The 25682-nt window shown below is 53.8% G+C and carries 35 protein-coding genes; all 35 read left to right on the top strand.

What is annotated here, in order from left to right; translation table 11 throughout:
* Positions 1 to 7: 7 nt before the first annotated feature.
* The 35 genes from rpoC to R3F50_20730 all read left to right on the top strand — a co-directional run bounded on the left by rpoC (position 8) and on the right by R3F50_20730 (position 25598).
* The gene (rpoC, locus tag R3F50_20900; GenBank protein ID MEZ5492750.1) at positions 8 to 4240 is read left to right on the top strand and encodes a DNA-directed RNA polymerase subunit beta'; all 4233 of its coding nucleotides are present in this window, start codon (positions 8 to 10) and stop codon (positions 4238 to 4240) included.
* Positions 4241 to 4421: 181 nt separating this feature from the next.
* Positions 4422 to 4796 (top strand): 30S ribosomal protein S12, encoded by a 375-nt coding sequence (gene rpsL / locus R3F50_20895; protein ID MEZ5492749.1) that lies wholly within the window; start codon positions 4422 to 4424, stop codon positions 4794 to 4796.
* 349 nt (positions 4797 to 5145) lie between these two features.
* Complete coding sequence (gene rpsG, locus R3F50_20890; protein ID MEZ5492748.1) at positions 5146 to 5616, top strand: 30S ribosomal protein S7; 471 nt, start codon at positions 5146 to 5148, stop codon at positions 5614 to 5616.
* Between the two features lie 47 nt (positions 5617 to 5663).
* Positions 5664 to 7754, top strand: a complete 2091-nt coding sequence (fusA, locus tag R3F50_20885; protein ID MEZ5492747.1) for an elongation factor G — start codon at positions 5664 to 5666, stop codon at positions 7752 to 7754.
* Positions 7755 to 7792: 38 nt separating this feature from the next.
* Positions 7793 to 8983, top strand: a complete 1191-nt coding sequence (gene tuf, locus R3F50_20880; protein MEZ5492746.1) for an elongation factor Tu — start codon at positions 7793 to 7795, stop codon at positions 8981 to 8983.
* Positions 8984 to 9203: 220 nt separating this feature from the next.
* Positions 9204 to 9515 carry a 30S ribosomal protein S10 gene (gene rpsJ / locus R3F50_20875; protein ID MEZ5492745.1) on the top strand — a complete coding sequence of 104 codons (312 nt, stop codon included), beginning with the start codon at positions 9204 to 9206 and terminating at the stop codon, positions 9513 to 9515.
* A gap of 247 nt (positions 9516 to 9762) precedes the next feature.
* Positions 9763 to 10407: a 50S ribosomal protein L3 gene (rplC, locus tag R3F50_20870; protein ID MEZ5492744.1), complete on the top strand. Its 645-nt coding sequence runs from the start codon at positions 9763 to 9765 to the stop codon at positions 10405 to 10407.
* 21 nt (positions 10408 to 10428) lie between these two features.
* Positions 10429 to 11031, top strand: a complete 603-nt coding sequence (gene rplD / locus R3F50_20865) for a 50S ribosomal protein L4 (protein MEZ5492743.1) — start codon at positions 10429 to 10431, stop codon at positions 11029 to 11031.
* Positions 11028 to 11327: a 50S ribosomal protein L23 gene (gene rplW, locus R3F50_20860; GenBank protein ID MEZ5492742.1), complete on the top strand. Its 300-nt coding sequence runs from the start codon at positions 11028 to 11030 to the stop codon at positions 11325 to 11327. Before rplD ends, rplW begins: the two co-directional genes overlap by 4 nt.
* 14 nt (positions 11328 to 11341) lie before the next feature.
* Complete coding sequence (gene rplB / locus R3F50_20855) at positions 11342 to 12172, top strand: 50S ribosomal protein L2 (GenBank protein MEZ5492741.1); 831 nt, start codon at positions 11342 to 11344, stop codon at positions 12170 to 12172.
* Positions 12173 to 12192: 20 nt separating this feature from the next.
* Positions 12193 to 12465 (top strand): 30S ribosomal protein S19, encoded by a 273-nt coding sequence (gene rpsS / locus R3F50_20850; protein MEZ5492740.1) that lies wholly within the window; start codon positions 12193 to 12195, stop codon positions 12463 to 12465.
* Between the two features lie 12 nt (positions 12466 to 12477).
* Positions 12478 to 12810: a 50S ribosomal protein L22 gene (gene rplV / locus R3F50_20845; protein MEZ5492739.1), complete on the top strand. Its 333-nt coding sequence runs from the start codon at positions 12478 to 12480 to the stop codon at positions 12808 to 12810.
* A gap of 9 nt (positions 12811 to 12819) precedes the next feature.
* Complete coding sequence (gene rpsC / locus R3F50_20840) at positions 12820 to 13482, top strand: 30S ribosomal protein S3 (protein MEZ5492738.1); 663 nt, start codon at positions 12820 to 12822, stop codon at positions 13480 to 13482.
* 33 nt (positions 13483 to 13515) lie between these two features.
* Positions 13516 to 13929 (top strand): 50S ribosomal protein L16, encoded by a 414-nt coding sequence (gene rplP, locus R3F50_20835; GenBank protein ID MEZ5492737.1) that lies wholly within the window; start codon positions 13516 to 13518, stop codon positions 13927 to 13929.
* Positions 13929 to 14126, top strand: a complete 198-nt coding sequence (rpmC, locus tag R3F50_20830; protein ID MEZ5492736.1) for a 50S ribosomal protein L29 — start codon at positions 13929 to 13931, stop codon at positions 14124 to 14126. Before rplP ends, rpmC begins: the two co-directional genes overlap by 1 nt.
* A gap of 2 nt (positions 14127 to 14128) precedes the next feature.
* Positions 14129 to 14401 carry a 30S ribosomal protein S17 gene (rpsQ, locus tag R3F50_20825; protein ID MEZ5492735.1) on the top strand — a complete coding sequence of 91 codons (273 nt, stop codon included), beginning with the start codon at positions 14129 to 14131 and terminating at the stop codon, positions 14399 to 14401.
* A gap of 99 nt (positions 14402 to 14500) precedes the next feature.
* Positions 14501 to 14869, top strand: a complete 369-nt coding sequence (rplN, locus tag R3F50_20820) for a 50S ribosomal protein L14 (protein MEZ5492734.1) — start codon at positions 14501 to 14503, stop codon at positions 14867 to 14869.
* Between the two features lie 39 nt (positions 14870 to 14908).
* Positions 14909 to 15223 carry a 50S ribosomal protein L24 gene (gene rplX / locus R3F50_20815; protein ID MEZ5492733.1) on the top strand — a complete coding sequence of 105 codons (315 nt, stop codon included), beginning with the start codon at positions 14909 to 14911 and terminating at the stop codon, positions 15221 to 15223.
* A 23-nt stretch (positions 15224 to 15246) separates the two neighbouring features.
* Positions 15247 to 15828 (top strand): 50S ribosomal protein L5, encoded by a 582-nt coding sequence (gene rplE, locus R3F50_20810; protein ID MEZ5492732.1) that lies wholly within the window; start codon positions 15247 to 15249, stop codon positions 15826 to 15828.
* On the top strand, positions 15821 to 16126 hold the full coding sequence (rpsN, locus tag R3F50_20805; protein ID MEZ5492731.1) for a 30S ribosomal protein S14: 306 nt from the start codon (positions 15821 to 15823) through the stop codon (positions 16124 to 16126). Before rplE ends, rpsN begins: the two co-directional genes overlap by 8 nt.
* 14 nt (positions 16127 to 16140) lie before the next feature.
* Positions 16141 to 16536, top strand: coding sequence for a 30S ribosomal protein S8 (rpsH, locus tag R3F50_20800; protein ID MEZ5492730.1), 396 nt, complete (start codon positions 16141 to 16143; stop codon positions 16534 to 16536).
* A 48-nt stretch (positions 16537 to 16584) separates the two neighbouring features.
* Positions 16585 to 17118, top strand: coding sequence for a 50S ribosomal protein L6 (gene rplF, locus R3F50_20795; protein MEZ5492729.1), 534 nt, complete (start codon positions 16585 to 16587; stop codon positions 17116 to 17118).
* A gap of 11 nt (positions 17119 to 17129) precedes the next feature.
* Entirely contained in the window at positions 17130 to 17480 is a 351-nt protein-coding gene (gene rplR / locus R3F50_20790) for a 50S ribosomal protein L18 (protein MEZ5492728.1), read from the top strand.
* Positions 17481 to 17491: 11 nt separating this feature from the next.
* Positions 17492 to 18001: a 30S ribosomal protein S5 gene (gene rpsE / locus R3F50_20785; GenBank protein MEZ5492727.1), complete on the top strand. Its 510-nt coding sequence runs from the start codon at positions 17492 to 17494 to the stop codon at positions 17999 to 18001.
* Positions 18002 to 18004: 3 nt separating this feature from the next.
* Complete coding sequence (gene rpmD, locus R3F50_20780) at positions 18005 to 18190, top strand: 50S ribosomal protein L30 (GenBank protein MEZ5492726.1); 186 nt, start codon at positions 18005 to 18007, stop codon at positions 18188 to 18190.
* 29 nt (positions 18191 to 18219) lie between these two features.
* Complete coding sequence (rplO, locus tag R3F50_20775; GenBank protein MEZ5492725.1) at positions 18220 to 18651, top strand: 50S ribosomal protein L15; 432 nt, start codon at positions 18220 to 18222, stop codon at positions 18649 to 18651.
* A 36-nt stretch (positions 18652 to 18687) separates the two neighbouring features.
* Complete coding sequence (secY, locus tag R3F50_20770; GenBank protein ID MEZ5492724.1) at positions 18688 to 20016, top strand: preprotein translocase subunit SecY; 1329 nt, start codon at positions 18688 to 18690, stop codon at positions 20014 to 20016.
* Positions 20017 to 20026: 10 nt separating this feature from the next.
* Positions 20027 to 20140 carry a 50S ribosomal protein L36 gene (gene rpmJ, locus R3F50_20765; GenBank protein ID MEZ5492723.1) on the top strand — a complete coding sequence of 38 codons (114 nt, stop codon included), beginning with the start codon at positions 20027 to 20029 and terminating at the stop codon, positions 20138 to 20140.
* Positions 20141 to 20293: 153 nt separating this feature from the next.
* The gene (gene rpsM / locus R3F50_20760) at positions 20294 to 20650 is read left to right on the top strand and encodes a 30S ribosomal protein S13 (GenBank protein MEZ5492722.1); all 357 of its coding nucleotides are present in this window, start codon (positions 20294 to 20296) and stop codon (positions 20648 to 20650) included.
* A gap of 22 nt (positions 20651 to 20672) precedes the next feature.
* Complete coding sequence (gene rpsK / locus R3F50_20755; protein ID MEZ5492721.1) at positions 20673 to 21068, top strand: 30S ribosomal protein S11; 396 nt, start codon at positions 20673 to 20675, stop codon at positions 21066 to 21068.
* A 75-nt stretch (positions 21069 to 21143) separates the two neighbouring features.
* Positions 21144 to 21764: a 30S ribosomal protein S4 gene (gene rpsD / locus R3F50_20750; protein ID MEZ5492720.1), complete on the top strand. Its 621-nt coding sequence runs from the start codon at positions 21144 to 21146 to the stop codon at positions 21762 to 21764.
* Between the two features lie 35 nt (positions 21765 to 21799).
* Entirely contained in the window at positions 21800 to 22798 is a 999-nt protein-coding gene (gene rpoA / locus R3F50_20745) for a DNA-directed RNA polymerase subunit alpha (GenBank protein ID MEZ5492719.1), read from the top strand.
* Positions 22799 to 22819: 21 nt separating this feature from the next.
* Positions 22820 to 23212, top strand: coding sequence for a 50S ribosomal protein L17 (rplQ, locus tag R3F50_20740; GenBank protein MEZ5492718.1), 393 nt, complete (start codon positions 22820 to 22822; stop codon positions 23210 to 23212).
* Between the two features lie 235 nt (positions 23213 to 23447).
* Entirely contained in the window at positions 23448 to 24596 is a 1149-nt protein-coding gene (locus R3F50_20735) for an alanine--glyoxylate aminotransferase family protein (protein MEZ5492717.1), read from the top strand.
* Between the two features lie 93 nt (positions 24597 to 24689).
* Complete coding sequence (locus R3F50_20730; GenBank protein ID MEZ5492716.1) at positions 24690 to 25598, top strand: DMT family transporter; 909 nt, start codon at positions 24690 to 24692, stop codon at positions 25596 to 25598.
* Positions 25599 to 25682: the final 84 nt, after the last annotated feature.

Genomic DNA, 25682 nt, shown 5'->3' with positions numbered 1-25682 from the left:
AAATAGAATGAAAGACCTGTTAGGTTTGCTCAAATCTCAGTCACCCTCTGAAGAGTTTGATTCCATTCGCATTGGGCTGGCATCCCCGGAAATGATCAGGGCCTGGTCTTTTGGTGAGGTGAAAAAGCCGGAGACGATTAACTATCGAACGTTCAAGCCGGAACGGGATGGCTTGTTCTGCGCCAAGATATTCGGACCGGTAAAGGATTACGAGTGCCTGTGCGGTAAATACAAGCGTCTCAAGCATCGCGGTGTTATCTGTGAAAAATGCGGTGTTGAAGTGGCGTTATCCAAGGTGCGTCGCGATCGCATGGGGCATATCGAACTGGCCAGCCCGGTTGCCCACATCTGGTTTCTGAAGTCGCTGCCTTCCCGTATTGGTTTGCTGCTGGATATGACGCTGCGTGATATCGAGAGGATTCTGTACTTCGAGTCCTTCGTTGTCACTGATCCGGGCATGACCACGCTGGAAAAAGGTCAGCTGCTGACCGATGAGCAATACTACGAGGCTATGGAAGAATTCAGTGACGAATTCGAAGCCAAGATGGGCGCCGAGGCGGTTCAGCAACTGATGCAGGATATGGATCTCAACACAGAGGTGGCTTCACTGCGGGAGGAGATTCCACAGACCAATTCTGAGACCAAACTGAAGAAGCTGTCCAAGCGTCTGAAGCTACTGGAAGCGTTTGTGGAATCCGGCAATAAGCCAGAGTGGATGATCATGTCGGTGTTGCCGGTACTGCCGCCAGACTTGCGGCCTCTGGTCCCACTGGACGGCGGTCGCTTTGCAACTTCCGATCTGAACGATCTTTATCGGCGGGTTATCAACCGCAACAATCGACTGAAGCGCCTGCTTGACCTGAACGCGCCGGATATTATCGTGCGGAACGAGAAGCGTATGCTTCAGGAAGCCGTTGATGCCCTGTTGGACAACGGTCGCCGCGGTCGGGCGATTACCGGCTCCAACAAGCGGCCGTTGAAATCCCTGGCGGACATGATTAAAGGTAAACAGGGACGCTTCAGGCAGAATCTGTTGGGTAAGCGGGTCGACTATTCCGGTCGCTCGGTCATCGTGGTTGGCCCAACTTTGAAGCTGCATCAATGCGGGCTGCCGAAGAAAATGGCGTTGGAGCTGTTCAAGCCTTTTATTTTCGGCAAGCTTGAGCGACGAGGCCTGGCAACCACAATCAAGGCGGCCAAGAAGATGGTCGAACGGGAAACGCCGGAAGTCTGGGACATACTCGCCGATGTGATCCGCGAGCACCCGGTGCTTCTGAACCGGGCTCCCACTCTGCACAGGCTCGGCATTCAGGCGTTCGAGCCGGTACTGATCGAGGGTAAGGCAATTCAATTGCACCCGCTGGTCTGTGCCGCCTACAACGCGGATTTCGACGGTGACCAGATGGCGGTTCACGTGCCGCTGACGCTGGAAGCGCAGTTGGAAGCGCGGACCCTGATGATGTCAACCAATAATATCCTGGCGCCAGCTAACGGTGAGCCTATTATTGTACCTTCCCAGGACGTTGTGCTGGGGCTTTACTACATGACCCGGGAGCGGGTTAACGCCAAGGGCGAGGGCATGGCGTTTGCAGATCCTGACGAGGTGCAGCGCGCTTACCAGACTGGTGAAGTCCACCTGCAGGCGCGCGTCAAGGTACGCATCAATGATCTGGAAATTGACGAGGCGGGAGAAAAGCAGGCAATCACCAGGCTGGTCGATACCACCCCTGGGCGAGTGTTGCTGTATAACGTTGTTCCAAAAGGCCTGCCGTTTTCCATGGTCAACCAGAAAATGGCCAAGAAGCAGATTTCTTCTATCTTGAATGCCTGTTACAGAAATGTAGGGCTGAAGGAAACGGTTATTTTCGCTGACCAGTTAATGTACACCGGTTACAAGTATTCGACCCGGTCCGGTTCCTCAATTGGTGTAAACGATTTCGAAATACCGGCTGAAAAGGTGAAGATCATTGCCCAGGCAACTGCCGAGGTGGAAGAGATCGAATCACAGTTCGCCTCAGGTCTGGTAACACAGGGCGAGAAATACAACAAGGTGATTGACATCTGGTCCCGAGCCAATGACCTGGTGGCTAAATCCATGATGGAAGCGATCTCCAAGGAGACGGTGATCAACAAGGATGGCGAGGAAGAAGAGCAGGAGTCCTTTAACTCCGTCTTTATCTATGCTGACTCCGGAGCTCGAGGCTCCCCCGCGCAGATTCGTCAGCTGGCTGGTATGCGAGGTCTGATGGCGCGGCCGGATGGATCCATTATTGAAACGCCGATTACAGCTAACTTCCGCGAGGGACTGAACGTATCCCAATACTTCACTTCGACACACGGAGCACGTAAAGGTCTTGCTGATACAGCACTCAAGACCGCTAACTCCGGTTACCTGACCCGACGCCTGGTAGACATTTCTCAGGATCTGGTTATTACCGAAGTGGATTGCGGTACTTCTGCGGGGCTGAACATGTCTCCGATCATCGAAGGTGGAGACATTATTGCCGCCCTGGGTGAGCGGGTGCTTGGGCGGGTGCTGGCCGCGGACGTGGCCCATGAAGACACCGGCGAAGTGATTGCCGAAGCCGGCACCATGATTAATGAGCAGCTGGTTGAGATACTTGAGACCAGCGGTATCGATGAGGTGTATGTGCGATCGCCCATCACCTGTGAGACCCGCTTCGGTATCTGCGGCATGTGCTATGGACGCGACCTCGCGCGAGGTCATCAGGCCAATGTGGGTGAGGCTGTCGGCGTGGTTGCCGCGCAGTCTATCGGCGAGCCTGGTACCCAGTTAACGATGCGTACGTTCCATATCGGTGGAGCCGCGTCACGGGCCACTGCATCAGACAGTGTGCAGGTTAAGAATACCGGTACCGTGCATCTGCACAATATGAAGACCGTGGAAAACTCCAAGGGTGAGCTGGTCGTTGTTTCCCGCTCCGGCGAATTGATAGTCAATGACACCAATGGCCGCGAACGCGAGAAGTACAAGCTTCCGTACGGTGCCCTGATTGTTATCGGTAACAAAAAGGACGTGGAGGCAGGCCAGATCGTTGCTACCTGGGATCCGCACACCCACCCGATAGTTTCGGAAGTCGCCGGTAAGGTGAAATTTGAAGCAATGGAAGAGGGAATTACCGTTCGTGAGCAGACCGACGAAATTACCGGCCTGACCAGCATGTCGATCATGGATCCCGGCGAGCGCTCCGCGTCAGCCAAGGAATTGCGCCCAGGCGTTGTGCTGCTGGATGGCAAGGGCAAGGAAATATGCCTGCCTGGCAGCAAGCAACCGGCGCGCTACTTTCTGCCTCCGGCGGCTATTGTCAGTATCAAGGACGGTGTCGATCTCAATATCGGTGACATTATTGCGAGAATACCTCAGGAAGGTTCCAAGACTCGTGATATCACCGGTGGTCTGCCCAGGGTTGCCGACCTTTTCGAAGCCCGCAGACCGAAGGAGCCGGCAATTCTCGCCGAGATTTCCGGCACCGTGAGCTTTGGTAAGGAGACCAAGGGCAAGCGTCGCCTGGTAATTACCCCGAAAGACGGAGTGAACCCCATCGATGGCAGCGATCACTACGAAACGCTGATCCCCAAGTGGCGTACCATGACCGTTTTCGAAGGTGAGCAGATCGAAAAAGGCGAGGTGGTTTCGGAAGGACCTCCGTCTCCCCATGACATTCTTCGTCTGAAGGGGGTTGAAGCGCTGGCGGAATATATCGTCAACGAGGTTCAGGACGTCTACCGCTTGCAGGGTGTGCGTATCAATGACAAGCACATTGAGGTAATCGTTCGGCAGATGCTTCGCAAGGTGGAGGTTACCGATCCGGGCGATTCCATTCTGATCAAGGGCGAGCAGATTACCTATACGCAAATGCTGGAGGTCAACGACAAGCTGGGTGAGGAAGATAAAGCTGAAGCGAAGTTCGAGCGTATGCTGCTCGGTATTACCAAGGCATCGCTGGCGACTGAGTCCTTCATCTCGGCCGCTTCCTTCCAGGAAACCACCCGGGTACTCACCGAGGCAGCCGTCACAGGCAAGCGGGATTTCCTGCGCGGCCTGAAGGAAAACGTGGTGGTGGGTCGACTGATCCCGGCGGGAACCGGTCTGGCTTACCACGAAGCCCGGAGGCTGGCCGCCGAAGAGGCGTCAGCTGTCCATGAGGGGGTCAGTGCCGTGGACGTGGAAGCCGCATTGACTGAAGCCCTCAAAGAGGAATCCTCTGCATCGGATTGAGCCGATGAACCGGGTATTTGACCGGAAGGGTTCTGGAAAAGTTGACTACAGGGGGCGGGATCATTAAACTCTCGCCTCCTTTATCAGTACCGCCCTAAAACAGGCGGCCGGATACAGGAATTGCGCTGTAAGAGCCCAAAGGGGGTAACTTGACAGCGGCAGGCGGAATTTAGGAGCAAAGATGGCGACAATTAACCAATTGGTGCGTAAACCACGCAAGAGCAAGGTCGAAAAGAGTGACGTGCCGGCTCTGCAGGGGTGCCCCCAACGACGGGGTGTATGTACCCGTGTTTACACGACGACACCAAAGAAACCGAACTCGGCATTGCGTAAAGTCTGTCGTGTGCGATTGACCAATGGTTACGAAGTATCGTCCTACATTGGAGGCGAAGGTCACAACCTTCAGGAGCACTCGGTAGTTCTGATCCGTGGTGGTCGTGTCAAGGATCTTCCTGGTGTGCGCTATCACACCGTGCGCGGCAGTCTGGATACCTCCGGGGTTTCAGACCGCAAGCAGGCCCGCTCAAAGTATGGGGCCAAGCGGCCCAAAGGCTAAGTCAAGTCGTACTGAAAGTCTTACAGCGTCAGCGTTGGGGTGATTCTGCGATCTGATTGAAGTTCTGCGGTGAATTTTATCCGGATTCATTAGCTTTGAATCCGGCGCATGCCTGGCAGAGTCGGGTGTTGCAAAATAAAAATCTGGCAATCTGTGTACTGCCAGATTTTTTGTATATGGATTTCCGCAATTTTCGGTCAAAAACCGGTCGCGGAAGAGCAGGCTACAGGATGTAGACTTTCATTCTGACCCACGCGGTTACCATGAATAGTAGAGAGTAAGGCCAGGTAGACACTCCCGCTTGGGACGTGAATCCTGGATAACCCTGAATAAACATGAGGTCTCAAAAATGCCTAGAAGAAGAGTGGCGGCGAAACGTGAAGTTTTGCCAGATCCTAAATTTGGAAGTAAAACCCTGGCCAAGTTCATGAACCACGTCATGGTCGATGGAAAGAAGTCGGTTGCCGAGAAGATCGTATACGGCGCCCTGGACGTCGTGACTCAGAACAGCGGTTCGGACCCCCTGGAGGTGTTTGAGCAGGCACTGGAAGCCATCGCTCCCATGGTGGAAGTGAAATCCCGGCGTGTGGGTGGTGCGACTTACCAGGTGCCGGTTGAAGTGAGGCCTGAGCGACGCAATGCTCTGGCGATGCGCTGGCTGGTTGAACACTCCCGGGCACGGGGTGAGAAGTCCATGGCACTGCGACTGGCGGGAGAAATTTCCGATGCGGCGCAAGGCCGAGGCAATGCCGTACGCAAGCGGGAAGACGTGCATCGTATGGCAGAAGCCAACCGTGCGTTCTCCCATTATAGGTTCTGATTTAATCCATAACTTTTTAACTAGATAAGCTCATAGAGGTTTTAGTTGTGGCCAGAAAGCACCCACTGAAACGTTACAGAAACATCGGGATCGTCGCTCACGTCGACGCGGGTAAAACCACCACCACGGAACGGGTGCTGTTTTACACCGGTATTTCTCACAAAATCGGTGAGGTGCACGATGGCGCTGCCGTCATGGATTGGATGGAGCAGGAGCAGGAGCGCGGTATTACTATTACCTCGGCTGCTACCACCTGTTTCTGGAACGGTATGGACAGTCAGTACGATGAGCACCGAATCAACATCATCGATACCCCGGGGCACGTTGACTTTACCATTGAGGTAGAGCGTTCACTGCGGGTTCTGGACGGTGCAGTTGTGGTACTTTGCGCGTCATCAGGGGTACAGCCACAGACCGAAACGGTGTGGCGTCAGGCTAATCGCTATGAAGTACCCCGCGTGGTTTTCGTCAATAAAATGGACCGGGCCGGAGCCAACTTTCTGAAAGTGGTTCAGCAGATGAAAGATCGGCTCAATGCCAACCCGGTTCCGATGCAGCTGGCTATTGGTGCTGAGGATGAATTCAAGGGTGTCATCGACCTGGTCAAAATGAAATCTATCGTCTGGAACGAAGCCGATCAGGGCACCACGTTTACGTATGAGGACATTCCTGCCGAGCTGCAGGCCGAGTGTGAGGAGTGGCGGGAACACCTGGTTGAAGCCGCTGCCGAAGCTAACGAAGAGCTGATGGACAAGTACCTCGAAGGTGGTGAACTGACCGAGGAGGAAGTGGTCAAAGGTATCCGCCAACGAACTCTGGCCAGTGAGATTGTGCCGACTTTCTGCGGTTCCGCGTTTAAAAACAAGGGTGTTCAGGCAGTTCTCGATGCGGTCGTTGACTATCTGCCAGCGCCTACAGAAGTTAAGGCTATCGAGGGTACGCTGGAAGACGGTTCCAGGACTACCTGTGAAGCAGACGACAAAGCCCCTTTCGCGGCATTGGCGTTTAAAATTGCGACTGACCCGTTCGTGGGTACACTGACTTTTTTCCGGGTATACTCCGGTGTACTGAATTCCGGCGACAGTGTTTTCAACCCCATCAAGCACAAGAAGGAACGTGTCGGTCGAATGGTGCAGATGCACTCCAATTCCCGCGAAGAAATTAAAGAAGTACTGGCCGGCGATATTGCCGCTGCCGTTGGCTTGAAGGATGTGACTACCGGTGAGACGCTTTGCTCCCCGAATCACATAGTTACCCTGGAGAAAATGGATTTTCCAGAGCCGGTTATCTCCGTTGCGGTTGAGCCCAAGACCAAGGCTGACCAGGAAAAGATGGGCATTGCCCTCGGCAAACTGGCTCAGGAGGACCCGTCATTCCGCGTCGAAACCGATGAGGAGTCTGGCCAGACCATTATTTCCGGAATGGGCGAATTGCACCTGGATGTACTGGTTGACCGGATGCGCCGCGAGTTTGGCGTCGAGGCCAATATCGGCAAGCCCCAGGTAGCTTACCGTGAAACGATCCGCAAGGCTGTCGAGGTTGAAGGCAAGCACGTCAAGCAATCGGGGGGTCGCGGTCAGTACGGTCATGTGTGGCTGCGCCTGGAGCCAGTGGATCCCGACGAAGAGTACCAATTTGTCAACGAGATCGTTGGTGGTGTGGTTCCAAGGGAATATATTCCGGCAGTGGACAAGGGCGTTCAGGAGCAGATGAAGAATGGCTGTCTGGCGGGCTACCCGCTGCTGGCTATGAAAGTCTCCCTGTACGATGGCTCCTTCCACGATGTGGACTCCAGCGAAATGGCATTTAAAATCGCCGGCTCCATGGCATTGAAGAAAGGCGCGCTGCTGGCAGATCCGGCATTGCTGGAACCGGTCATGAAGGTGGAAGTTGTAACGCCGGAGGAGTACATGGGTGACGTGATGGGTGACCTGAACCGTCGACGAGGCATGGTGCAGGGTATGAATGACAGCCCCAGTGGCAAGGTCATCGATGCCGAAGTGCCCCTGTCGGAGATGTTCGGGTATTCCACCGACTTGCGTTCTGCCACTCAGGGCCGGGCAACCTATACCATGGAATTTCTCAAGTACGCTGAAGTGCCAGGCAGTATTGCTGAGGCAATCATCAACAAAGGTTAATTCCTGATTCATTACAAATTACTGATTGAGGTGACATTGTGGCGAAGGAAAAATTTGAAAGAACCAAGGTACACGTAAACGTTGGCACGATTGGTCACGTTGACCATGGTAAGACGACGTTAACGGCAGCGTTGACAAAGGTATGCGCAGAAGCCTACGGCGGCAGTGCAAGGGCGTTTGATCAGATCGATAACGCGCCGGAAGAGCGGGAGCGTGGTATCACCATTGCGACTTCCCACGTGGAATATGATTCGCCAAATCGTCACTACGCCCACGTTGACTGTCCGGGGCACGCGGACTACGTGAAGAACATGATTACCGGTGCGGCGCAGATGGACGGCGCGATTCTGGTTGTGTCTGCAGCGGATGGTCCGATGCCACAGACGCGCGAGCACATTCTGCTGTCCCGTCAGGTAGGTGTTCCGTACATTGTTGTGTACATGAACAAGGCTGACATGGTTGACGACGAAGAGCTGCTGGAGCTGGTGGAGATGGAAGTTCGGGAACTGCTGGACAGTTACGAATTTCCGGGCGACGACACGCCGATCATTATCGGTTCGGCGCTGAAGGCGCTGGAAGGTGATACCTCTGATATAGGTGCGCCGTCGGTGATGAAGCTGGTGGAAACTCTGGACAGCTACATTCCTGAGCCTGAGCGTGACATCGATAAGCCATTCCTGATGCCGATCGAAGACGTTTTCTCGATTTCGGGTCGAGGTACGGTAGTTACCGGCCGTATCGAGCGTGGCATCGTGAAGGTGGGCGACGAGATCTCGATTGTGGGTATCAAGGACACTACCAAGACAACCTGTACAGGTGTTGAGATGTTCCGCAAGCTGCTTGACGAAGGTCGTGCGGGTGAAAACGTTGGCGTACTGCTGCGTGGGACCAAGCGTGAAGACGTTGAGCGTGGCCAGGTACTGGCGCAGCCGGGAACGATTACGCCTCACACCAAGTTTGAATCGGAAGTGTATATTCTGAGCAAGGACGAGGGTGGCCGTCATACGCCATTTTTCAAAGGCTACCGTCCGCAGTTTTACTTCCGTACAACCGACGTAACGGGCTCTGTTGAGCTGCCGGAAGGTGTTGAGATGGTGATGCCGGGGGACAACATCAAGATGGAAGTGACGTTGATAGCACCGATTGCGATGGATGAAGGTCTGCGTTTCGCGATCCGTGAAGGTGGCCGAACAGTCGGTGCCGGCGTGGTAGCCAAGATCCTCGAGTGATGATTTAGCGGGAAGGCTGGGTGGCCGCCGGCTATGATTGGCAGCCACCTTGACCTGCTCTTGATTAATGCATGCAGGGTCAGCAGTTTTCCTTGACAGATCAGGGTCGCGGCCTTAGACTTTCCGCTCCGTTTTTTCGGGCCTTGTTTTAACCGGCATGGGGTCCTAAGAACTGTACTGTAACTTGTTATTTTGAAAGAATTTTTTGGAGTTAGACTAGATGCAGAATCAACGTATCAGAATCCGGCTGAAAGCCTTCGATCACAAGTTGATTGACCAGTCTACCCAGGAGATCGTTGATACGGTCAAGCGGACCGGCGCTCACGTTAAAGGCCCCATCCCGCTGCCTACCAACAAGGAGCGTTTTACAGTACTGATTTCTCCTCACGTCAACAAAGACGCGCGGGACCAGTACGAAATCCGCACCCATAAGCGGCTGCTGGATATCGTAGAGCCCACGGAAAAGACAGTTGAAGCGCTGATGAAGCTGGATCTGGCAGCTGGCGTGGAAGTGCAGATCAGCCTGGGGTAATACCAGGCGACGATAAGAATCCGGCTCGCCGATTTGCGAGAAGCAGCCGGCGCTAACAGTCCAAATTACTTTTAGCAGAAAGAACAGATTTATTAAAACCAGACTGCCTGGCAGCTGGTTCAGGGCCACTCACCATTTCGGTTTTTGGCGGAAGCGGGTGGCATACATGGTGTAACGCACCGGAAATCAATGGTTTCCCTATGCGGCCATAGTGGGTTAGAGCCCCGTACACGATGAGGTTAAGACAATGTCGATTGGTTTAGTCGGTCGAAAAAGCGGCATGACGCGCGTTTTCACCGAAGAAGGTGTATCAATTCCGGTAACTGTTATCGAAGTGCAACCCAACAGGGTCACTCAGATCAAGACAGTGGAATCCGATGGCTATGACGCTATTCAGGTGACCACCGGATCCCGAAAAGCATCACAGCTCAAGAAATCCGAAGCTGGCCATTACTCCAAAGCCGGGGTAGAAGCCGGAGAGGGCCTGTGGGAGTTCCGCACTGAAGGCGAGGATCTCGGTGAGATCGCGACCGGCAGTGAAATCAAGGTGGATCGGTTTGAAGCCGGTCAGAAAGTCGATGTAACCGGAACGTCTAAGGGTAAGGGATTTCAGGGTGGCATCAAGCGCCACAATTTCAGCATGCAGGACGCTACCCACGGTAACTCGGTTTCTCACCGGGCACCCGGCTCAATCGGCCAGTGCCAGACTCCGGGCCGCGTCTGGAAAGGTAAGAAAATGGCCGGCCAGATGGGTAACGTTAAGAAAACCCTGCAAGGCATGGAAGTCGTGAAGGTTGATGCGGAAAACAATCTGCTGCTCATCAAGGGTGCTTTGCCCGGAGCGACAGGGTCCAGCCTCATCGTCCGACCAGCAACCAAGTCCAGGGGGTAAGCAGTGGAACTGAGTCTTGCAATGCCCGGCAATAAGGCGGGCAACGAAACGATTTCTCTTTCTGACGATACGTTCGGTCGGGAATTCAACGAGCCACTGGTCCACCAGACGGTGGTCTCCTACCTGGCTGGTGCTCGCCAGGGAACGGTAAAGCAGAAGAGCCGCTCTGAAGTAAGAGGTGGCGGACGCAAGCCGTGGCGACAGAAAGGGACCGGCCGCGCGCGAGCCGGGACTATCAGAAGTCCGATCTGGCGTTCCGGTGGTACCACGTTCGCGGCACGCCCACGGGATTACAGTCAGAAGCTGAACCGTAAGATGTACCGCGGTGCCATGAAGTGTATTCTGTCCGAACTGGTTCGGCAGGAGCGTCTCGTGGTGGTAGACAACTTTGAACTGGATTCCCACAAAACCAAGAGTCTGGTCAGCAAGTTGAAGGAATTCAACCTGGAAAACGTGCTGATCGTGGCTGAAGATGTGGCGGAAAATCTCTACCTGGCGGCACGTAATCTCCACACCGTGGATGTGCTGGACGTGGCAGGCCTGGATCCAGTCAGCCTGATCGGCTTCGAGAAGGTTCTGGTGACGGTGCCGGCGCTGAAGAAGATTGAGGAGGTGCTGGCATGAATGTGCAAAGACTGTATTCCGTGATCCTTGCGCCCCATGTGTCGGAAAAATCCGCCATGATGGGTGAGGCCAACAACCAGTACGCGTTCAAAGTAGCGCGCGATGCCAGCAAGCCTGAAATTAAGGAAGCGGTAGAGAAAATTTTCAATGTGGTAGTTGAAGAACTGCAGGTTTTGAATGTGAAAGGTAAAACCAAGCGCACCGGTCGCGGCAAGATCCGTCGCCGGTCGGATTGGAAAAAAGCCTACGTACGGTTGGAAGCGGGTCATGAAATTGACTTTGCCGACCTGGGTTAGGGGGAGCAGTAGCTATGCCAGTAATCAAGTGTAAACCTACTTCACCCGGACGGCGTTTCGTCGTCAAAGTGGTGAACCCCGACCTGCACAAGGGTCAGCCTTATGCGCCTTTGGTAGCGATCAAGTCCAAGACCGGCGGTCGCAACAACGCGGGCCGTATTACCAGGCGTCACGCCGGGGGTGGCCACAAGCAGAAGTATCGGATCATCGATTTCCGACGCAATAAAGATGGCATCAACGCAACGGTAGAAAGGCTGGAGTACGATCCAAACCGTTCGGCCAACATCGCGCTGCTGCTGTACGCCGATGGTGAGCGTCGCTATATCATTGCGCCGGGCAAGGTAAGCGCCGGTGATACGGTGGTGTCCGGCGAAGATTCGCCAATCAAGGTTGGCAACTGCCTGCCTCTGCGCAAGATTCCGGTGGGAAGCACCGTTCATTGTGTAGAGATGAAGCCAGGCAAGGGTGCTCAACTGGCCCGAAGCGCCGGCACATCGCTGCAGCTGGTCGCCAGAGAAGGTGATTACGCAACGCTGCGCTTGCGCTCCGGTGAGATGCGCCGGGTGCTGTCCGACTGCCGGGCAACTCTGGGCGAAGTATCCAATTCAGAGCATAGCCTGCGATCACTGGGTAAAGCCGGTGCTTCCAGGTGGCGCGGCGTACGACCAACGGTTCGCGGTGTGGCAATGAATCCAGTTGACCACCCACATGGTGGTGGTGAGGGTCGTACCTCCGGTGGACGTCATCCAGTGTCACCGTGGGGAACTCCGACCAAGGGTTACAAGACCAGAACCAACAAGCGAACCACGAAGATGATCGTTCGCCGTAGAAATGCCAGCCGCTAGGTAAAGAGAGGAATCAGACAGTGCCACGTTCGCTGAAGAAAGGACCGTTTATCGATCTTCACCTGATGAAGAAAGTCCAGACTGCTGTTGAGAAGAATGACAAGCGCCCGATCAAGACCTGGTCGCGACGCTCCATGGTTTCTCCGGATATGCTGGGGCTGACAATTGCCGTACACAATGGCCGCCAGCACGTGCCAGTCTTTGTCACCGAAGATATGGTCGGTCATAAGCTGGGTGAATTTGCTTTGACCCGCACCTATCGCGGGCACGTTGCCGACAAGAAGGCACGTTAAGAGGAGTTTGCAATGGAAGTTGTAGCAAAGCTAAGAGGTGCCAGGATGTCCGCCCAGAAGGCGCGACTGGTAGCTGATCAGATTCGCGGCAAGGCCGTTGAAGAAGCTTTGGAAATTTTGACCTTCAGCCCCAAGAAGGGTGCTGGGATCATTAAGAAGGTTCTGAATTCCGCGATTGCCAATGCTGAACATAATGAAGGCGCAGATGTCGATGAATTGAAAGTATCGACTATCTGTGTAGATGAAGGAATGACCATGAAACGTATCATGCCTCGAGCCAAGGGGCGTGCTGACCGGATTCTGAAGCGTTCCTGCCATATAACAATCACCGTCGCTGACAGCTAGGAGTAACGGATGGGTCAAAAAGTACATCCAACTGGAATTCGGCTTGGAATAGTAAAAAAGCATACGTCGGTCTGGTATGCCGATGGCGCTAACTATGCAAAGCAACTGCTGATAGATCTGCAGGTGCGCGAATTCCTCAAGAAGCGACTGGCCAATGCCTCAGTGGCTCGTGTGGAAATTGAGCGACCGGCGCAAACCGCCCGTATTACTATTTTTACGGCTCGTCCAGGTATCGTGATTGGCAAAAAAGGCGAGGATGTCGAAGCCTTGCGTGGTGTGCTCTCCGAGAAGATGGGCGTGCCGGTTCATATTAATATTGAAGAGATCAGGAAGCCTGATCTGGATGCCCAACTGGTGGCAGACAGCGTAGCCCAGCAACTTGAACGTCGCGTGATGTTTCGACGTGCCATGAAGCGGGTCGTTCAAAACGCCATGCGCCAGGGTGCCGAAGGAATCAAGGTACAGGTGAGCGGTCGTCTTGGTGGAGCTGAAATTGCCCGTACCGAATGGTACCGCGAAGGTCGCGTACCTCTGCACACGCTGCGGGCGGACATCGATTATGCAACCTCTGAGGCAAGCACGACTTACGGCCTGATCGGAATCAAGGTCTGGATATTCAAAGGCGAAATCCTGGATCTGAACGAGGCTAAGCCGGTGGCACCGAGCAAGTAGGCGACGGCACTGAGCAAGTAAAGGGATAATCAGATGTTACAACCCAAGCGCACAAAATTTCGCAAGATGATGAAAGGCCGCAATCGAGGCCTGTCACATCGATCGAGCAAAGTAGATTTCGGCGAGTATGGCCTGAAAGCCATCTCCCGGGGACGTCTGACCGCCCGTCAGATCGAGGCAGCCCGTCGTGCCATGACACGCCATATTAAACGGGGTGGAAAAATCTGGATTCGGGTGTTCCCGGATAAGCCGATTACCCAGAAGCCTCTGGAAGTACGTCAGGGTAAAGGTAAGGGCAGTGTTGAGTACTGGGTTGCACAGATTCAGCCAGGTAGAGTGATGTTTGAAATTGAAGGTGTGGATGAGGAACTGGCCCGGGAGGCTTTCCGGCTGGCGTCTGCCAAGTTGCCGTTCGACACAACCTTCGTTAAACGGACGGTGATGTGATGAATACAAGCGAGCTGCGGGAGAAGTCGGTAGCAGAGTTGCAACAGCAACTGGGGGACCTTTGCAAAGACCGGTTTAACTACCGGATGCAGGTTAATACCGGTCAGTTGGGACAGACGCATTTGTTGAAGACGGTGCGCCGCGATATTGCCAGGGTAAAAACCGTCATCTCTGAAAAGCAGAAGAGTGGGGCTTGATTATGTCAGAAGCGAATACCGAGAAAGCTACACGGACAGTTACGGGCAGAGTGGTAAGCAACAAGATGGACAAGTCCATCGTAGTGCTGATCGAGCGACGGGTTAAGCATCCGGTTTACGGCAAGTACGTGAAGCGTTCCACCAAAATACACGCTCATGATGCCAACAACGATTGTATGCCTGGTGATGAAGTGACTATCAAAGAAGTGGCGCCGATTTCCAAGACCAAGTCCTGGTCGCTGGTGTCCATCGACGAGCGGGCGGTGCAGGTTTAAGTCCGGCTTGGCAGGACAATTAGATAATTGATGAACATTTGCGTATTCGTCCCCAAAGTCAGAAGTTTATAGACTGACGGATACAGATGGAGAGGATCGATGATTCAGGTACAGTCGTATTTAGATGTGGCAGATAACAGCGGCGCCCGGCGTGTCATGTGTATCAAGGTGCTGGGTGGCTCCCATCGTCGGTACGCGCGTATCGGTGACGTTATCAAGGTAACCGTTAAAGAAGCGATTCCTCGTGGCAAGGTCAAAAAAGGTCAGGTGTTAACGGCGCTGGTTGTTCGCACCAAGCAGGGAGTCAGGCGTGGTGATGGCTCATTGATCCGTTTCGACGACAATGCGGCGATCCTGCTGAATAACCAGAATGCTCCGATCGGCACCCGGGTCTTCGGACCAGTGACTCGTGAATTACGAACAGAAAAATTCATGCGAATTATTTCGCTGGCACCGGAAGTACTGTAGTCGATCAGCCGGCAGTTCAAAATTTAGGCAGAGGCAAAAATGCGCAAGTTAAAAAGCAACGACGAAGTAATCGTCATAGCCGGTAAAGATAAGGGCAAAAGGGGCACCATTATGCGTCTGATTAACGATCGGAAAGTGATCGTTTCGGGTGTCAATATGGTGAAACGACACACCAAGCCAAACCCGAACATGGGCCAGCCTGGTGGAATTCTGGAACGGGAGGCGGCGATAGATATTTCCAATATCGCAATCTTCAATCCGCAGACGAATAAGGCTGATCGAGTCGGCATCAAGGTGTCGGAAGACGGCGCTAAGTCGCGCGTTTTTAAATCGAATGATCAGGAAATTGATTAGCAATAAGCTGGCGAGTTATCAAGATGGCTCTTAAAGAGAAATACAAGACAGAAGTGATACCGGCGCTGACCGAACAGTTCGGTTACGACAACCCCATGCGCGTGCCTAAGATTACCAAGGTCGTACTGAATATGGGTTTGAGTGAAGCCGTTACAGACAAGAAGGTGCTGGAGAGTGCGGCCAGTGAGCTGGCCATGATCAGCGGTCAGAAAGTGGTCATTACCAAGGCGCGAAAATCCATTGCTGGATTCAAGATCAGGGAAGGCTGGCCTGTCGGGTGCAAGGTTACCCTGCGTGGTCAGCGTATGTACGATTTTCTGGATCGATTGGTTGGTATCGCGATTCCTCGTATTCGGGACTTCCGCGGGCTTAATCCGAAGTCTTTCGACGGGCGGGGTAACTACGCCATGGGAGTCACCGAACAGATCATCTTTCCAGAGATCGATTACGACAAGACAGATGCGCTGCGTGGTATGGATATCACAATTACCACCACCGCAAGAAGCGATGACGAAGGCAGAGCTCTGCTGGCGGCATTGAATTTCCCGTTCCGGGGTATGACAGGTAAGAAGGAAGCGAACGCAGAGGAGTCTTCCAATGGCTAAAGCATCTATGATTGCGCGTGAAACCAAGCGTGCAAAGACAGTAGCCAAGTACGCTGAAAAGCGCCAGGCACTGAAGGCCATCATCAGCGACTCGAAGGCCAGTGACGAAGAAAAGTGGGACGCGCAGGTGAAACTGCAGAAACTTCCCCGGGACGCCAGTCCTGTTCGTCAGCAGCGACGTTGCCAGATTACCGGTCGACCCCATGGCGTGTATCGTAAGTTTGGTCTGTGCCGCCACAAGTTGCGTGAAGCGGCTATGCGTGGAGACGTACCTGGTCTGCATAAGGCAAGTTGGTAAGCTGGAGAGTATTTATGAGTATGTCAGATCCCATTGCAGATTTTCTGACCAGAATCCGTAACGCACAGATGGCGGGAATGGTGGAAATCAACTGCCCGTCGTCGAAGATCAAGGTAGCCATTTGCCAGGTTCTCGAAAGCGAAGGTTATATAGCCGGCCATTCTGTTGCTGAGAGCGACGGTAAACCGGAGCTCAAGGTTAACCTGAAGTATTTCAAGGGTAAGCCTGTGATCGAGGAAATTAAACGGGTCAGTCGCCCGGGATTGCGCTATTACCGTGGTAAGGACGAACTGCCAAAGAACCGTGCCGGGTTGGGTATCGCAATATTGTCGACCAATAAAGGATTGATGACAGATAAGCAGGCTCATGCAGCCGGAATCGGCGGCGAGGTGCTCTGTACTGTCTTCTAAAGACCAGTTACAAGCCAGTTACAGTAGTTACAGTAAAAGAGATTAACTATGTCCAGAATAGCAAACGCACCAGTTGTCTTGCCCAAAGGCGTTGAGGCGACCCTGAACGACAGCGCTATCGCGGTGAAGGGATCCAAGGGCAATCTGAACCTGGCATTACACGAGTGGGTCAGTGTCCAGCAGGACGGTGATTCCCTGAAAATTGCCGCGACCAACGACAGCCGCAAGGCCAACGCGATGGCCGGAACGTTTCGAGCACTCATCAACAATATGGTGGTAGGTGTCAGCGAAGGGTTTCAAAAGAAGTTGGAATTACAGGGTGTAGGTTACCGGGCTAAGGCCCAGGGCAATTCGGTTAATCTGACGGTGGGTTTTTCGCACCCGATCGATTACGCGCTGCCTGCCGGCGTCACTGCCGAGACACCCACGCAGACTGAGATTGTTATTTCGGGCGCTGACAAGCAGCAGGTTGGCCAGGTGGCCGCGGAGATTCGCGAATTTCGACCGCCTGAGCCTTACAAGGGTAAAGGTATTCGCTACGCAGATGAACGCGTGTATCGCAAAGAGGCGAAAAAGAAATAAGGCTTTAGATTATGAACGTAAAGAAACAGGCCCGTATTCGTCGCGCGCGTCGTGGCAGGGCAAAAATCAGTGGGCTGCGAGCCAATCGCCTGTGTGTTTACCGCACACCCCGCCATATTTATGCGCAGATTATTGCGCCCAGTGGTGGCGAAATTTTGGCCAGTGCTTCAACGTTGGATAAATCTCTGCGAGGAGGTAAAACCGGAAACATTGAAGCGGCAACCAAAATTGGTGAATTGATCGCTGAACGAGCCAAGGCTGCCGGTATCAGCAAGGTCGCATTTGACCGCAGTGGTTACGATTACCACGGTCGGGTAAAGGCACTTGCGGATGCGGCACGAGAAGGCGGTCTGGACTTCTAAGGATTTAAGATATGGCATTTAAAGACGAGCCGGGTAAGAACGAAGAGGGTCTGCAGGAAAAGCTGATCCAGGTAAACCGTGTTGCCAAAGTGGTCAAAGGGGGTCGTATATTCGGCTTTACCGCACTGACCGCTGTAGGTGACGGGAACGGGCGCGTGGGTTTCGGTCGGGGTAAAGCCCGCGAAGTCCCTCTGGCGATTCAGAAGGCGATGGAATCGGCACGCCGTAACATGATCACGGTTTCTCTGGATGGCCACACGCTACAGTATCCGGTCCGGGCCCGTCACGGTGCCTCTAAGGTCTACATGCAGCCTGCGTCCGAAGGTACCGGCGTAATTGCCGGAGGTGCCATGCGCGCCATCCTGGAACTGGCTGGTGTGCAGAACGTACTGGCGAAGTGCTACGGCTCCACAAACCCGGTAAACGTTGTTCGTGCGACTTTCGAAGGTCTCAAGAACATGCGTGCACCCGAGGAAATCGCTGCCAAGCGCGGTAAAACTGTTGAAGAGATTCTGGACTAGGTTATGGCCGGCAAGAAAGTGAAAGTAACATTAGTGCGCAGCCCGGTAGGGCAAATGGACCGTCATCGGCAGTGTGTCCGGGGTCTGGGCTTGCGAAAGATGCACCAGTCGGTTGAAGTGGAAGATACTCCGGCCGTGCGTGGAATGATTAACAAGGTGCGCTACCTGCTTGCCGTTGAAGGTGAGTAGGGGTACAGACAGGTAACGAGGAATAACAGATGCGATTGAATTCATTGAGCCCGGCTCCGGGAAGCACCAAAGCGCGCAAACGCGTTGGCCGCGGTATTGGTAGCGGCTCGGGTAAAACCGCTGGCTCCGGTCATAAGGGGCAGAAGTCGCGCAGTGGTGCATCTGTGAGCCCGGCGTTCGAAGGCGGCCAGATGCCTCTTCACATGCGTCTGCCAAAATTCGGATTCAGTTCCCGGGTAGGCCGCAAAACGGCGCAGGTACGTACCAGCGAACTGAACAAAGTGGACGCTGATGTGATAAACATCGAGGCTTTGCAAAAGGCCAATCTGATCACAGCGAACATTACGCGGGTGAAAGTCATGCTTTCCGGCGACGTCACCAAGGCAGTCAACCTGCAGGGTATCGGTGTGACTAAAGGTGCCCGTGCTGCGATCGAGGCAGCCGGTGGTAAAGTCGAGTAAGCATTGCAAACAAACTGAGTAGCAGAAAAGGCAAAAATGGCTAACAAACCGAACATTAATCCGGAAAACATCGGAGCCGGTCTGGGGGAATTAAAATCCAGACTGCTGTTCCTGTTGATTGCCATTTTTATATACCGCATAGGTACCCACATACCAGTACCCGGTATCGATCCTATTCAACTGTCACTGTTTTTCGATCGCAATGAAAATACCTTTGCCGGCATGATTAACATGTTCGGCGGCGGAGCCCTGGAACGCATGAGTATTCTGGCGCTCGGTATCATGCCTTACATTTCAGCCTCGATCATCATGCAACTGCTGACCGCGGTGAGTCCGCAGCTGGATCAGCTAAAGAAAGAAGGTGAATCCGGTCGCCGTAAGATCACTCAGTACACCCGTTATGGTGCATTGGGTCTGGCACTGGTACAGGGTGCCGGAATGACTGTAGGCGTCCTGGCTCCAATGGCTTATGCGCCGGGTGTTGCTTTTAATGTCACAGCGATTATCTCGCTCGTTACCGGCGCCATGTTCATGATGTGGTTGGGAGAGCAGATTACCGAGCGAGGCATAGGGAACGGGATTTCCATGCTGATCTTCGCCGGGATTGTTGCCGGGTTCCCGACTGCGATCGGTACTTCCCTGACCCAGGCTTACGAAGGGCAGATCAGCGGTATCCTGTTGCTGCTGGTAGGAGTTATTGCGGTCGGTGTGATCGCCTGTATCGTCTATGTGGAGCGGGCCCAGCGGCGTATTACCGTAAACTACGCCAAGCGCCAGCAGGGGCGAAGAATGTACCAGGCTCAAACCAGCCACCTGCCGCTTAAAATTAACATGGCCGGTGTAATTCCTGCGATTTTTGCCAGCAGCATTCTGCTGTTCCCGGCCTCGTTGGGACAGTGGTTCGGGCAGTCTTCCCAGGGCTTCGAGTGGATGCAGGATCTGGCCTTGATGATCGGTCCAGGGCAGCCTCTCTACATCATTATTTTCAGCGCTATGATCATCTTCTTCTGCTTCTTTTATACGGCGCTGGTTTTCAACCCAAGGGACGTGGCGGACAATCTCAAGCGTTCAGGCGCTTTTATTCCCGGCATCCGACCCGGTGAGCAGACCGCCAAGTATATTGATGGCGTGATTACCCGATTGACAATGTTTGGTGCTATTTACATAACTCTGGTTTGTCTGCTGCCTAATTTTATGCAGATGCTGGCCAACGTACCCTTTAATCTGGGTGGTACAGCATTGCTGATCGTGGTGGTGGTGACCATGGATTTCTGGTCACAGGTGCAATCGCATCTTATGTCCCATCAGTACGACTCGCTGATGAAGAAATCCAAATTAAGCAACTACGGGCGAAGCGGATTCTAGGAGTAGAACGGTGAAAGTGAGAGCTTCAGTTAAGAAAATTTGCCGGAACTGTAAAGTCATTAAGCGTAATGGCACAGTACGGGTGATTTGCACGGAGCCCAGGCACAAACAGCGCCAGGGTTAACGAAGCGAAGCATACCTTAGGCCCATCAGTTGATTTTTATCGGGTCTGAGTATATGCTTTCGCGCCTTTTGTGGCGGGGCAGGGCAGTTAAGCAATCAGGGGTCATTCCCATTTGTCTGCCACCCGAATTGACAGGAATAAGCGGAGTAAACTATGGCACGTATTGCCGGTGTCAACATACCAGATAACAAGCATATCGTGATTTCCCTGCGCTATGTGTACGGCGTTGGTCCGACTACTGCGAAGTCTATTTGTGAGAAGACCGGCATAGCGCCGTCCACCAAGACCAGCGAGTTGTCTCCAGAGGAACTGGACGCGGTGCGTGCAGAAGTGTCGACTTTGACCGTTGAAGGCGATCTGCGTCGTGAAGTTTCCATGAATATCAAGCGCTTGATGGACCTGGGCTGCAATCGTGGTATTCGGCACCGACGTTCGTTGCCGGTTCGTGGACAGCGCACCAAGACTAATGCGAGAACCCGCAAAGGTCCGCGCAAACCTATCAGAAAATAATTGTTACCAGTTGGAATAGAGTATGGCGAATCCAGGCAACAAGGGAACCAAGAAGAAGGCGCGTAAGGCAGTCATCGACGGCATTGCGTTTATTCATGCTTCTTTTAACAATACGATTATTACTATCACCGACCGGCAAGGTAATGCACTTAGCTGGGCTACTGCCGGCGGTTCCGGTTTCCGTGGTTCCAGAAAGAGCACTCCATTCGCTGCCCAGGTAGCGGCTGAGAAAGCAGGCAAGCAGGCGATCGAACTGTACGGTCTCAAGCACCTGGATGTGAAGGTTAACGGGCCAGGCCCGGGCCGTGAGTCTGCAGTACGGGCGTTAAACGCCTGTGGACTGAAGGTCAGCAACATTACGGATGTGACGCCTATTCCCCACAATGGTTGTCGGCCTCCCAAGAAGCGCAGGGTGTAATGCGAGAGCACCTGCTAAACACGGACTGGTACAGACAAGTTAAAGACTAGTAACCTCGAGTTACAGGAGAACGATATGGCCCGCTATTTAGGCCCGAAATGCAAACTGTCCCGGCGCGAAGGCACCGATCTTTTTCTCAAGAGCGGCGTGCGGCCCATCGACAGCAAGTGCAAGACTGACACCATCCCCGGTCAGCACGGCCAGCGCCGTGGCCGACTGTCCGACTACGGTGTACAGTTGCGTGAAAAGCAAAAAGTACGTCGAACCTACGGAGTACTGGAAAAGCAGTTCCGTGGTTATTACAAGGAAGCTGCGCGGCTGAAGGGAGCCACCGGCGAAAACCTCCTGCAATTGCTGGAAAGTCGACTCGACAACGTGGTCTATCGCATGGGTTTCGGTTCCACGCGTGCTGAATCGCGGCAGCTGGTTGCCCATAAAGCGATCCTGGTGAACGGTGAGGTGGTGAACATCCCGTCCTATCAGATCGCAGAGGGTGACGTTGTTTCGATTCGTGGCAAAGCTAAGGAACAGCTGCGCATTAAGTCAGCCCTGGATCTGGCCGCTCAGCGTGGCCCGGTCGAGTGGATGTCAGTGGATCACTCAAAACTGGAAGGACAGTTTGTTCGCAAACCTGATCGCGCAGATTTGCCTGCAGAGATCAATGAGAACCTGATCGTCGAGCTCTACTCCAAGTAGCAACCCAGTTAATTGCCAAGGCAGAAGGTGTATTCATGCAAATTTCATTGTCGGATTTTTTAACCCCACAAGTGATACAGGTCGAAGAGTACGACAAGTGTCACTCTAAAGTTGTCCTGGAGCCTCTGGAGCGGGGTTTCGGTCACACACTGGGTAACGCCCTGCGCCGTATTTTGCTGTCTTCCATGCCGGGTTGCGCTGTAGAAGAAGTAGAGATTGATGGTGTAGTGCATGAATACAGCACCATCGAGGGTGTCCGCGAGGACGTCATTGAAATTCTGCTCAACCTGAAAGGTCTCGCCGTTATTCTGAACAGTGGCGAAGAAGCCATTCTTAATCTGTCCAAGAAGGGCCCTGGTGTAGTTACTGCGGCGGATATTCAGACCGATCACGATGTGGATATCATCAACCCTGAGCATGTCATAGCGAACCTGAATAAGAATGGTGAACTGACCATGCGCATCACGGTTCGCAAGGGCAGGGGCTATGCGCCAGCCGACAGTCGGGTCAGTGATGACGATGAGACCCGGGCGGTAGGCAAGTTGTTTCTGGATTCGTCTTACACGCCGGTTACCCGTGTCTCCTACTCTGTGGAGAACGCACGGGTGGAACAGCGTACCGACCTGGACAAGCTGATCATCGAACTGAAAACCAACGGCACCATCGAACCGGAAGAAGCAATTCGTCGCGCTGCTACTATTCTGCAGCACCAGCTGGCTGTCTTCGTTGATCTGCAGAGTGAACTCATTTCTGAACCAGAGGAGCATGAAGACGAGATCGATCCGATTCTGCTGCGGCCGGTTGATGATCTGGAGTTGACTGTCAGGTCAGCAAATTGCCTGAAGGCAGAAGATATCTATTACATTGGTGACCTTATTCAACGCACAGAGGTAGAGCTGTTAAAGACTCCAAACCTGGGCAAGAAGTCACTCACCGAAATAAAGGACGTATTGGCTACCAGAGGATTGTCCCTGGGGCTGCGTCTCGAGAACTGGCCACCGGCGAGCCTGAAGTCTGACGATCGAGCGGCTTGAACTAAAGGATAGGAAACAGATATGCGTCATCGACATAGTGGGCGTCAATTAAATCGTAACAGCCCGCATAGAAAAGCAATGTTTCGCAACATGACCATCTCCCTGGTCGAGCACGAAGTCATCAAGACTACGCTTGCCAAGGCGAAGGAACTGCGAATGGTGGCTGAGCCATTGATTACCCTTGCCAAGCGTGACAGCGTGGCGAATCGCAGGATAGCCTTCAATCGCGTGCGGGACAAGGCGGCGGTAGGCAAGCTGTTTACCGAGCTGGGTCCACGCTATGTGGAGCGCCCTGGTGGTTACATTCGCATCCTTAAGTGTGGCCTGCGACCAGGAGACAAGGCTCCGATGGCGTTTGTCGAACTGGTAGACCGCCCTCTGGATGGTCAGGATGGTTCGGCCGACGAAGAGTAGCCACTTCGCGCCGGCAATCCAGGCCAGGCGTTAAATCAAAGCAATTCGCAGGAAGCCGGGTCTGACTCGGCTTTTTTATGCTGGGCCGAATCCCAGCTACAGGTGTAGACAGCCGGTTTCCGCGCTTTACTCACGACACGTGGCTGGCTTTGCACCCTGACTCCCGATAATCAAGAAATACTGCAAGGAGTGTGATCACATGACGGCGACTTTCAATCCACCGGTTCGAGTGCTGATGGGGCCAGGTCCCTCCGATGTGAGCCCGCGGGTTTTGCAGGCCCTGTCACGGCCCATTATCGGCCATCTTGATCCGGCGTTCGTTGGTATGATGGATGAGGTCAAGGGCTTGTTGCAATACGCTTTTCAGACCAGTAACGAACTGACTTTACCCGTGTCGGCACCCGGCTCGGCTGGCATGGAAACCGTTTTTGTCAATCTGCTGGAACCCGGGGACAAGGTCGTGGTCTGTCAGAATGGAGTCTTCGGCGGGCGCATGAAAGAGAACGTCGAGCGCTGTGGTGCGGAAGCGGTACTGGTAAGTGATGAATGGGGCCAGCCGGTAGATGTGGACAAAGTTAAGAGCGCCCTGGCCAGTAACCCCGACGCCAAAGCTCTTGCGTTTGTGCATGCGGAAACGTCGACGGGTGCGCGCAGTGATGTGCAGGCCCTGACCGGCCTCGCCAGGGAACACGATTGTCTCAGCATTGTTGACAGTGTAACCGGCCTGGCCGGAATCGAACTGCGAGTCGATGAGTGGGGCATTGATGCTATTTACTCCGGTTCCCAGAAATGCCTGTCCTGTGTACCTGGGCTCTCGCCGGTCAGCTTCAGCGAGCGGGCCGCGCAGGTCATCAGGAATCGCGGTCAGCGGGTTCAGAGCTGGTTTCTTGACCTTAATCTGGTTATGGCCTACTGGGGGAGTGGAGAGAAGCGCAGTTATCACCACACGGCCCCTGTCAATTCCTTGTATGCCCTGCATGAGTCACTGGTGATGCTTAAAGAAGAGGGGCTCGAGCAGTCCTGGGCGCGGCACCGTAAAAATCACCTGGCATTTGCCGCGGGTGTCGAGGCCATGGGGCTTTCATTCGTAGTCGATGAAAACTACCGATTACCCCAGCTGAATACCGTTACTGTACCGGCAACTATAGACGAGGCCGCGGTAAGGGCCAGGTTGCTGGCTGACTACGGACTGGAAATTGGAGCTGGCCTGGGCAGCCTGTCCGGCAGGGTTTGGCGCATAGGTCTGATGGGCTTTGCCTCAAACAAAAAGAATGTACTGCTCTGCCTGTCTGCGCTTGACGAAGTATTGGCGAGTCTTGGCGCTCCTGTTGAGCGAGGCGCTGCAGTGAGCGCCGCACAGGACTACTACCGCAGTTCTAATTAATTACGTTGTCCGTTCAAGGATGCATCTGACTGTTGCTTCCTGGAGACTGCTTCTGACTGGCGAGCACCGGGCTCTGTATTTGAAAAGGCTCCCATGGCAACTGTGCAATTCACTGTTTTAAAATCCAGCGCCGTGCTGGAATTGCAGTTGCTTGCCGCGCTGTGGGGAGGCTCTTTTCTGTTACTTCGCATGCTGGCGCCAGCATTCGGGCCGTTTTTCCTGATAGAGAGTCGTGTCCTGGCCGGCCTGATGGTCCTGTTGCCGTTCCTGGTATTCTCTCCTGGATTGAAGGAGCTGCTGGCTCACTGGCGGGCTATAGCCCTGTTGAGTCTGACCAACATGTGCCTGCCGTTCTGCCTGCTGGCGTTTGCCAGCCTGTATCTTGGTGCCGGCACGGTTTCTATATTAAATGCGACCGTACCCTTTTTTGCAGCGGCAACCGGCTTTTTTCTTTTCGGTGAACGACTGGGTATAGCTGCCGTGACAGGCCTGATAACCGGCTTTACTGGCGTTGTGCTTCTGATGGCTGGGGACGTCGGTACCATCGCCGTGTCGGATACCCTGGTGGCGTTCGGGGCCGGGCTGACGGCAGCGTTCTTTTACGGTTATTCCGCTAATGTCATCAATCATCGACTGTTGGGAGTTAGCGGTCTGGCCATAACCACAGGATCCCTTTTGTGCACTTCAATCTATCTGCTGCCGACACTGATCTGGTTTCGACCTGAATCAATGCCAGAAAGCCGCCTCTGGTTAGGGGTCCTGCTTCTGGGCACGGTCTGCACCGGTTTGCCTTACCTGATTTTCTACCGCCTGATCATGCGCATAGGCGCCTACCAGACCCTGACGGTTACCTACCTGGTTCCCGTGTTCAGTCTTTTCTACGGCATGATTCTTCTGGCCGAGCGGGTCACCCTGGTGATGCTGTTTGGCGCATTGATGGTTTTGCTGGGGGTTGCCATTACAACAGGCCGACTCCGACTCTTCTCTCCTCGCTCAAAATAAAGCCTTGATACCAGCCCGGCTGGCTGATCAACCAGAGGTTGCCTGGCACAGGATCGACAAATTTCCGGTTTGCGACCTGGGTCA

Source organism: Gammaproteobacteria bacterium (genome assembly GCA_041395725.1).
Taxonomy (GTDB): domain Bacteria; phylum Pseudomonadota; class Gammaproteobacteria; order Pseudomonadales; family Pseudohongiellaceae; genus NORP240.
The sequence above is the reverse complement of the archived record's forward strand: the minus strand, read 5'-3'. Positions and strand labels throughout refer to the sequence as shown.

Excerpts from the sequence above, each read along its gene's own strand:
- rplV (MEZ5492739.1), top strand. The coding sequence starts at position 12,478 with ATGGAAGTTGTAGCAAAGCTAAGAGGTGCCAGGATGTCCGCCCAGAAG.
- rplD (MEZ5492743.1), top strand. The coding sequence starts at position 10,429 with ATGCCCGGCAATAAGGCGGGCAACGAAACGATTTCTCTTTCTGACGAT.
- rpsN (MEZ5492731.1), top strand. The coding sequence starts at position 15,821 with ATGGCTAAAGCATCTATGATTGCGCGTGAAACCAAGCGTGCAAAGACA.
- R3F50_20730 (MEZ5492716.1), top strand. The coding sequence starts at position 24,690 with ATGGCAACTGTGCAATTCACTGTTTTAAAATCCAGCGCCGTGCTGGAA.
- R3F50_20735 (MEZ5492717.1), top strand. The coding sequence starts at position 23,448 with ATGGGGCCAGGTCCCTCCGATGTGAGCCCGCGGGTTTTGCAGGCCCTG.
- rplB (MEZ5492741.1), top strand. The coding sequence starts at position 11,342 with ATGCCAGTAATCAAGTGTAAACCTACTTCACCCGGACGGCGTTTCGTC.
- rpsJ (MEZ5492745.1), top strand. The coding sequence starts at position 9,204 with ATGCAGAATCAACGTATCAGAATCCGGCTGAAAGCCTTCGATCACAAG.
- rplQ (MEZ5492718.1), top strand. The coding sequence starts at position 22,820 with ATGCGTCATCGACATAGTGGGCGTCAATTAAATCGTAACAGCCCGCAT.
- secY (MEZ5492724.1), top strand. The coding sequence starts at position 18,688 with ATGGCTAACAAACCGAACATTAATCCGGAAAACATCGGAGCCGGTCTG.
- rplE (MEZ5492732.1), top strand. The coding sequence starts at position 15,247 with ATGGCTCTTAAAGAGAAATACAAGACAGAAGTGATACCGGCGCTGACC.
- rplC (MEZ5492744.1), top strand. The coding sequence starts at position 9,763 with ATGTCGATTGGTTTAGTCGGTCGAAAAAGCGGCATGACGCGCGTTTTC.
- rpsK (MEZ5492721.1), top strand. The coding sequence starts at position 20,673 with ATGGCGAATCCAGGCAACAAGGGAACCAAGAAGAAGGCGCGTAAGGCA.
- rplO (MEZ5492725.1), top strand. The coding sequence starts at position 18,220 with ATGCGATTGAATTCATTGAGCCCGGCTCCGGGAAGCACCAAAGCGCGC.
- rpsD (MEZ5492720.1), top strand. The coding sequence starts at position 21,144 with ATGGCCCGCTATTTAGGCCCGAAATGCAAACTGTCCCGGCGCGAAGGC.
- rplR (MEZ5492728.1), top strand. The coding sequence starts at position 17,130 with ATGAACGTAAAGAAACAGGCCCGTATTCGTCGCGCGCGTCGTGGCAGG.
- rplN (MEZ5492734.1), top strand. The coding sequence starts at position 14,501 with ATGATTCAGGTACAGTCGTATTTAGATGTGGCAGATAACAGCGGCGCC.
- rpoC (MEZ5492750.1), top strand. The coding sequence starts at position 8 with ATGAAAGACCTGTTAGGTTTGCTCAAATCTCAGTCACCCTCTGAAGAG.
- rpmD (MEZ5492726.1), top strand. The coding sequence starts at position 18,005 with ATGGCCGGCAAGAAAGTGAAAGTAACATTAGTGCGCAGCCCGGTAGGG.
- rpoA (MEZ5492719.1), top strand. The coding sequence starts at position 21,800 with ATGCAAATTTCATTGTCGGATTTTTTAACCCCACAAGTGATACAGGTC.
- rpmC (MEZ5492736.1), top strand. The coding sequence starts at position 13,929 with ATGAATACAAGCGAGCTGCGGGAGAAGTCGGTAGCAGAGTTGCAACAG.
- rpsL (MEZ5492749.1), top strand. The coding sequence starts at position 4,422 with ATGGCGACAATTAACCAATTGGTGCGTAAACCACGCAAGAGCAAGGTC.
- rplX (MEZ5492733.1), top strand. The coding sequence starts at position 14,909 with ATGCGCAAGTTAAAAAGCAACGACGAAGTAATCGTCATAGCCGGTAAA.
- rpsH (MEZ5492730.1), top strand. The coding sequence starts at position 16,141 with ATGAGTATGTCAGATCCCATTGCAGATTTTCTGACCAGAATCCGTAAC.
- rplF (MEZ5492729.1), top strand. The coding sequence starts at position 16,585 with ATGTCCAGAATAGCAAACGCACCAGTTGTCTTGCCCAAAGGCGTTGAG.
- rpsQ (MEZ5492735.1), top strand. The coding sequence starts at position 14,129 with ATGTCAGAAGCGAATACCGAGAAAGCTACACGGACAGTTACGGGCAGA.
- rpsM (MEZ5492722.1), top strand. The coding sequence starts at position 20,294 with ATGGCACGTATTGCCGGTGTCAACATACCAGATAACAAGCATATCGTG.
- rplP (MEZ5492737.1), top strand. The coding sequence starts at position 13,516 with ATGTTACAACCCAAGCGCACAAAATTTCGCAAGATGATGAAAGGCCGC.
- rpsG (MEZ5492748.1), top strand. The coding sequence starts at position 5,146 with ATGCCTAGAAGAAGAGTGGCGGCGAAACGTGAAGTTTTGCCAGATCCT.
- rpsC (MEZ5492738.1), top strand. The coding sequence starts at position 12,820 with ATGGGTCAAAAAGTACATCCAACTGGAATTCGGCTTGGAATAGTAAAA.
- rpsE (MEZ5492727.1), top strand. The coding sequence starts at position 17,492 with ATGGCATTTAAAGACGAGCCGGGTAAGAACGAAGAGGGTCTGCAGGAA.
- rplW (MEZ5492742.1), top strand. The coding sequence starts at position 11,028 with ATGAATGTGCAAAGACTGTATTCCGTGATCCTTGCGCCCCATGTGTCG.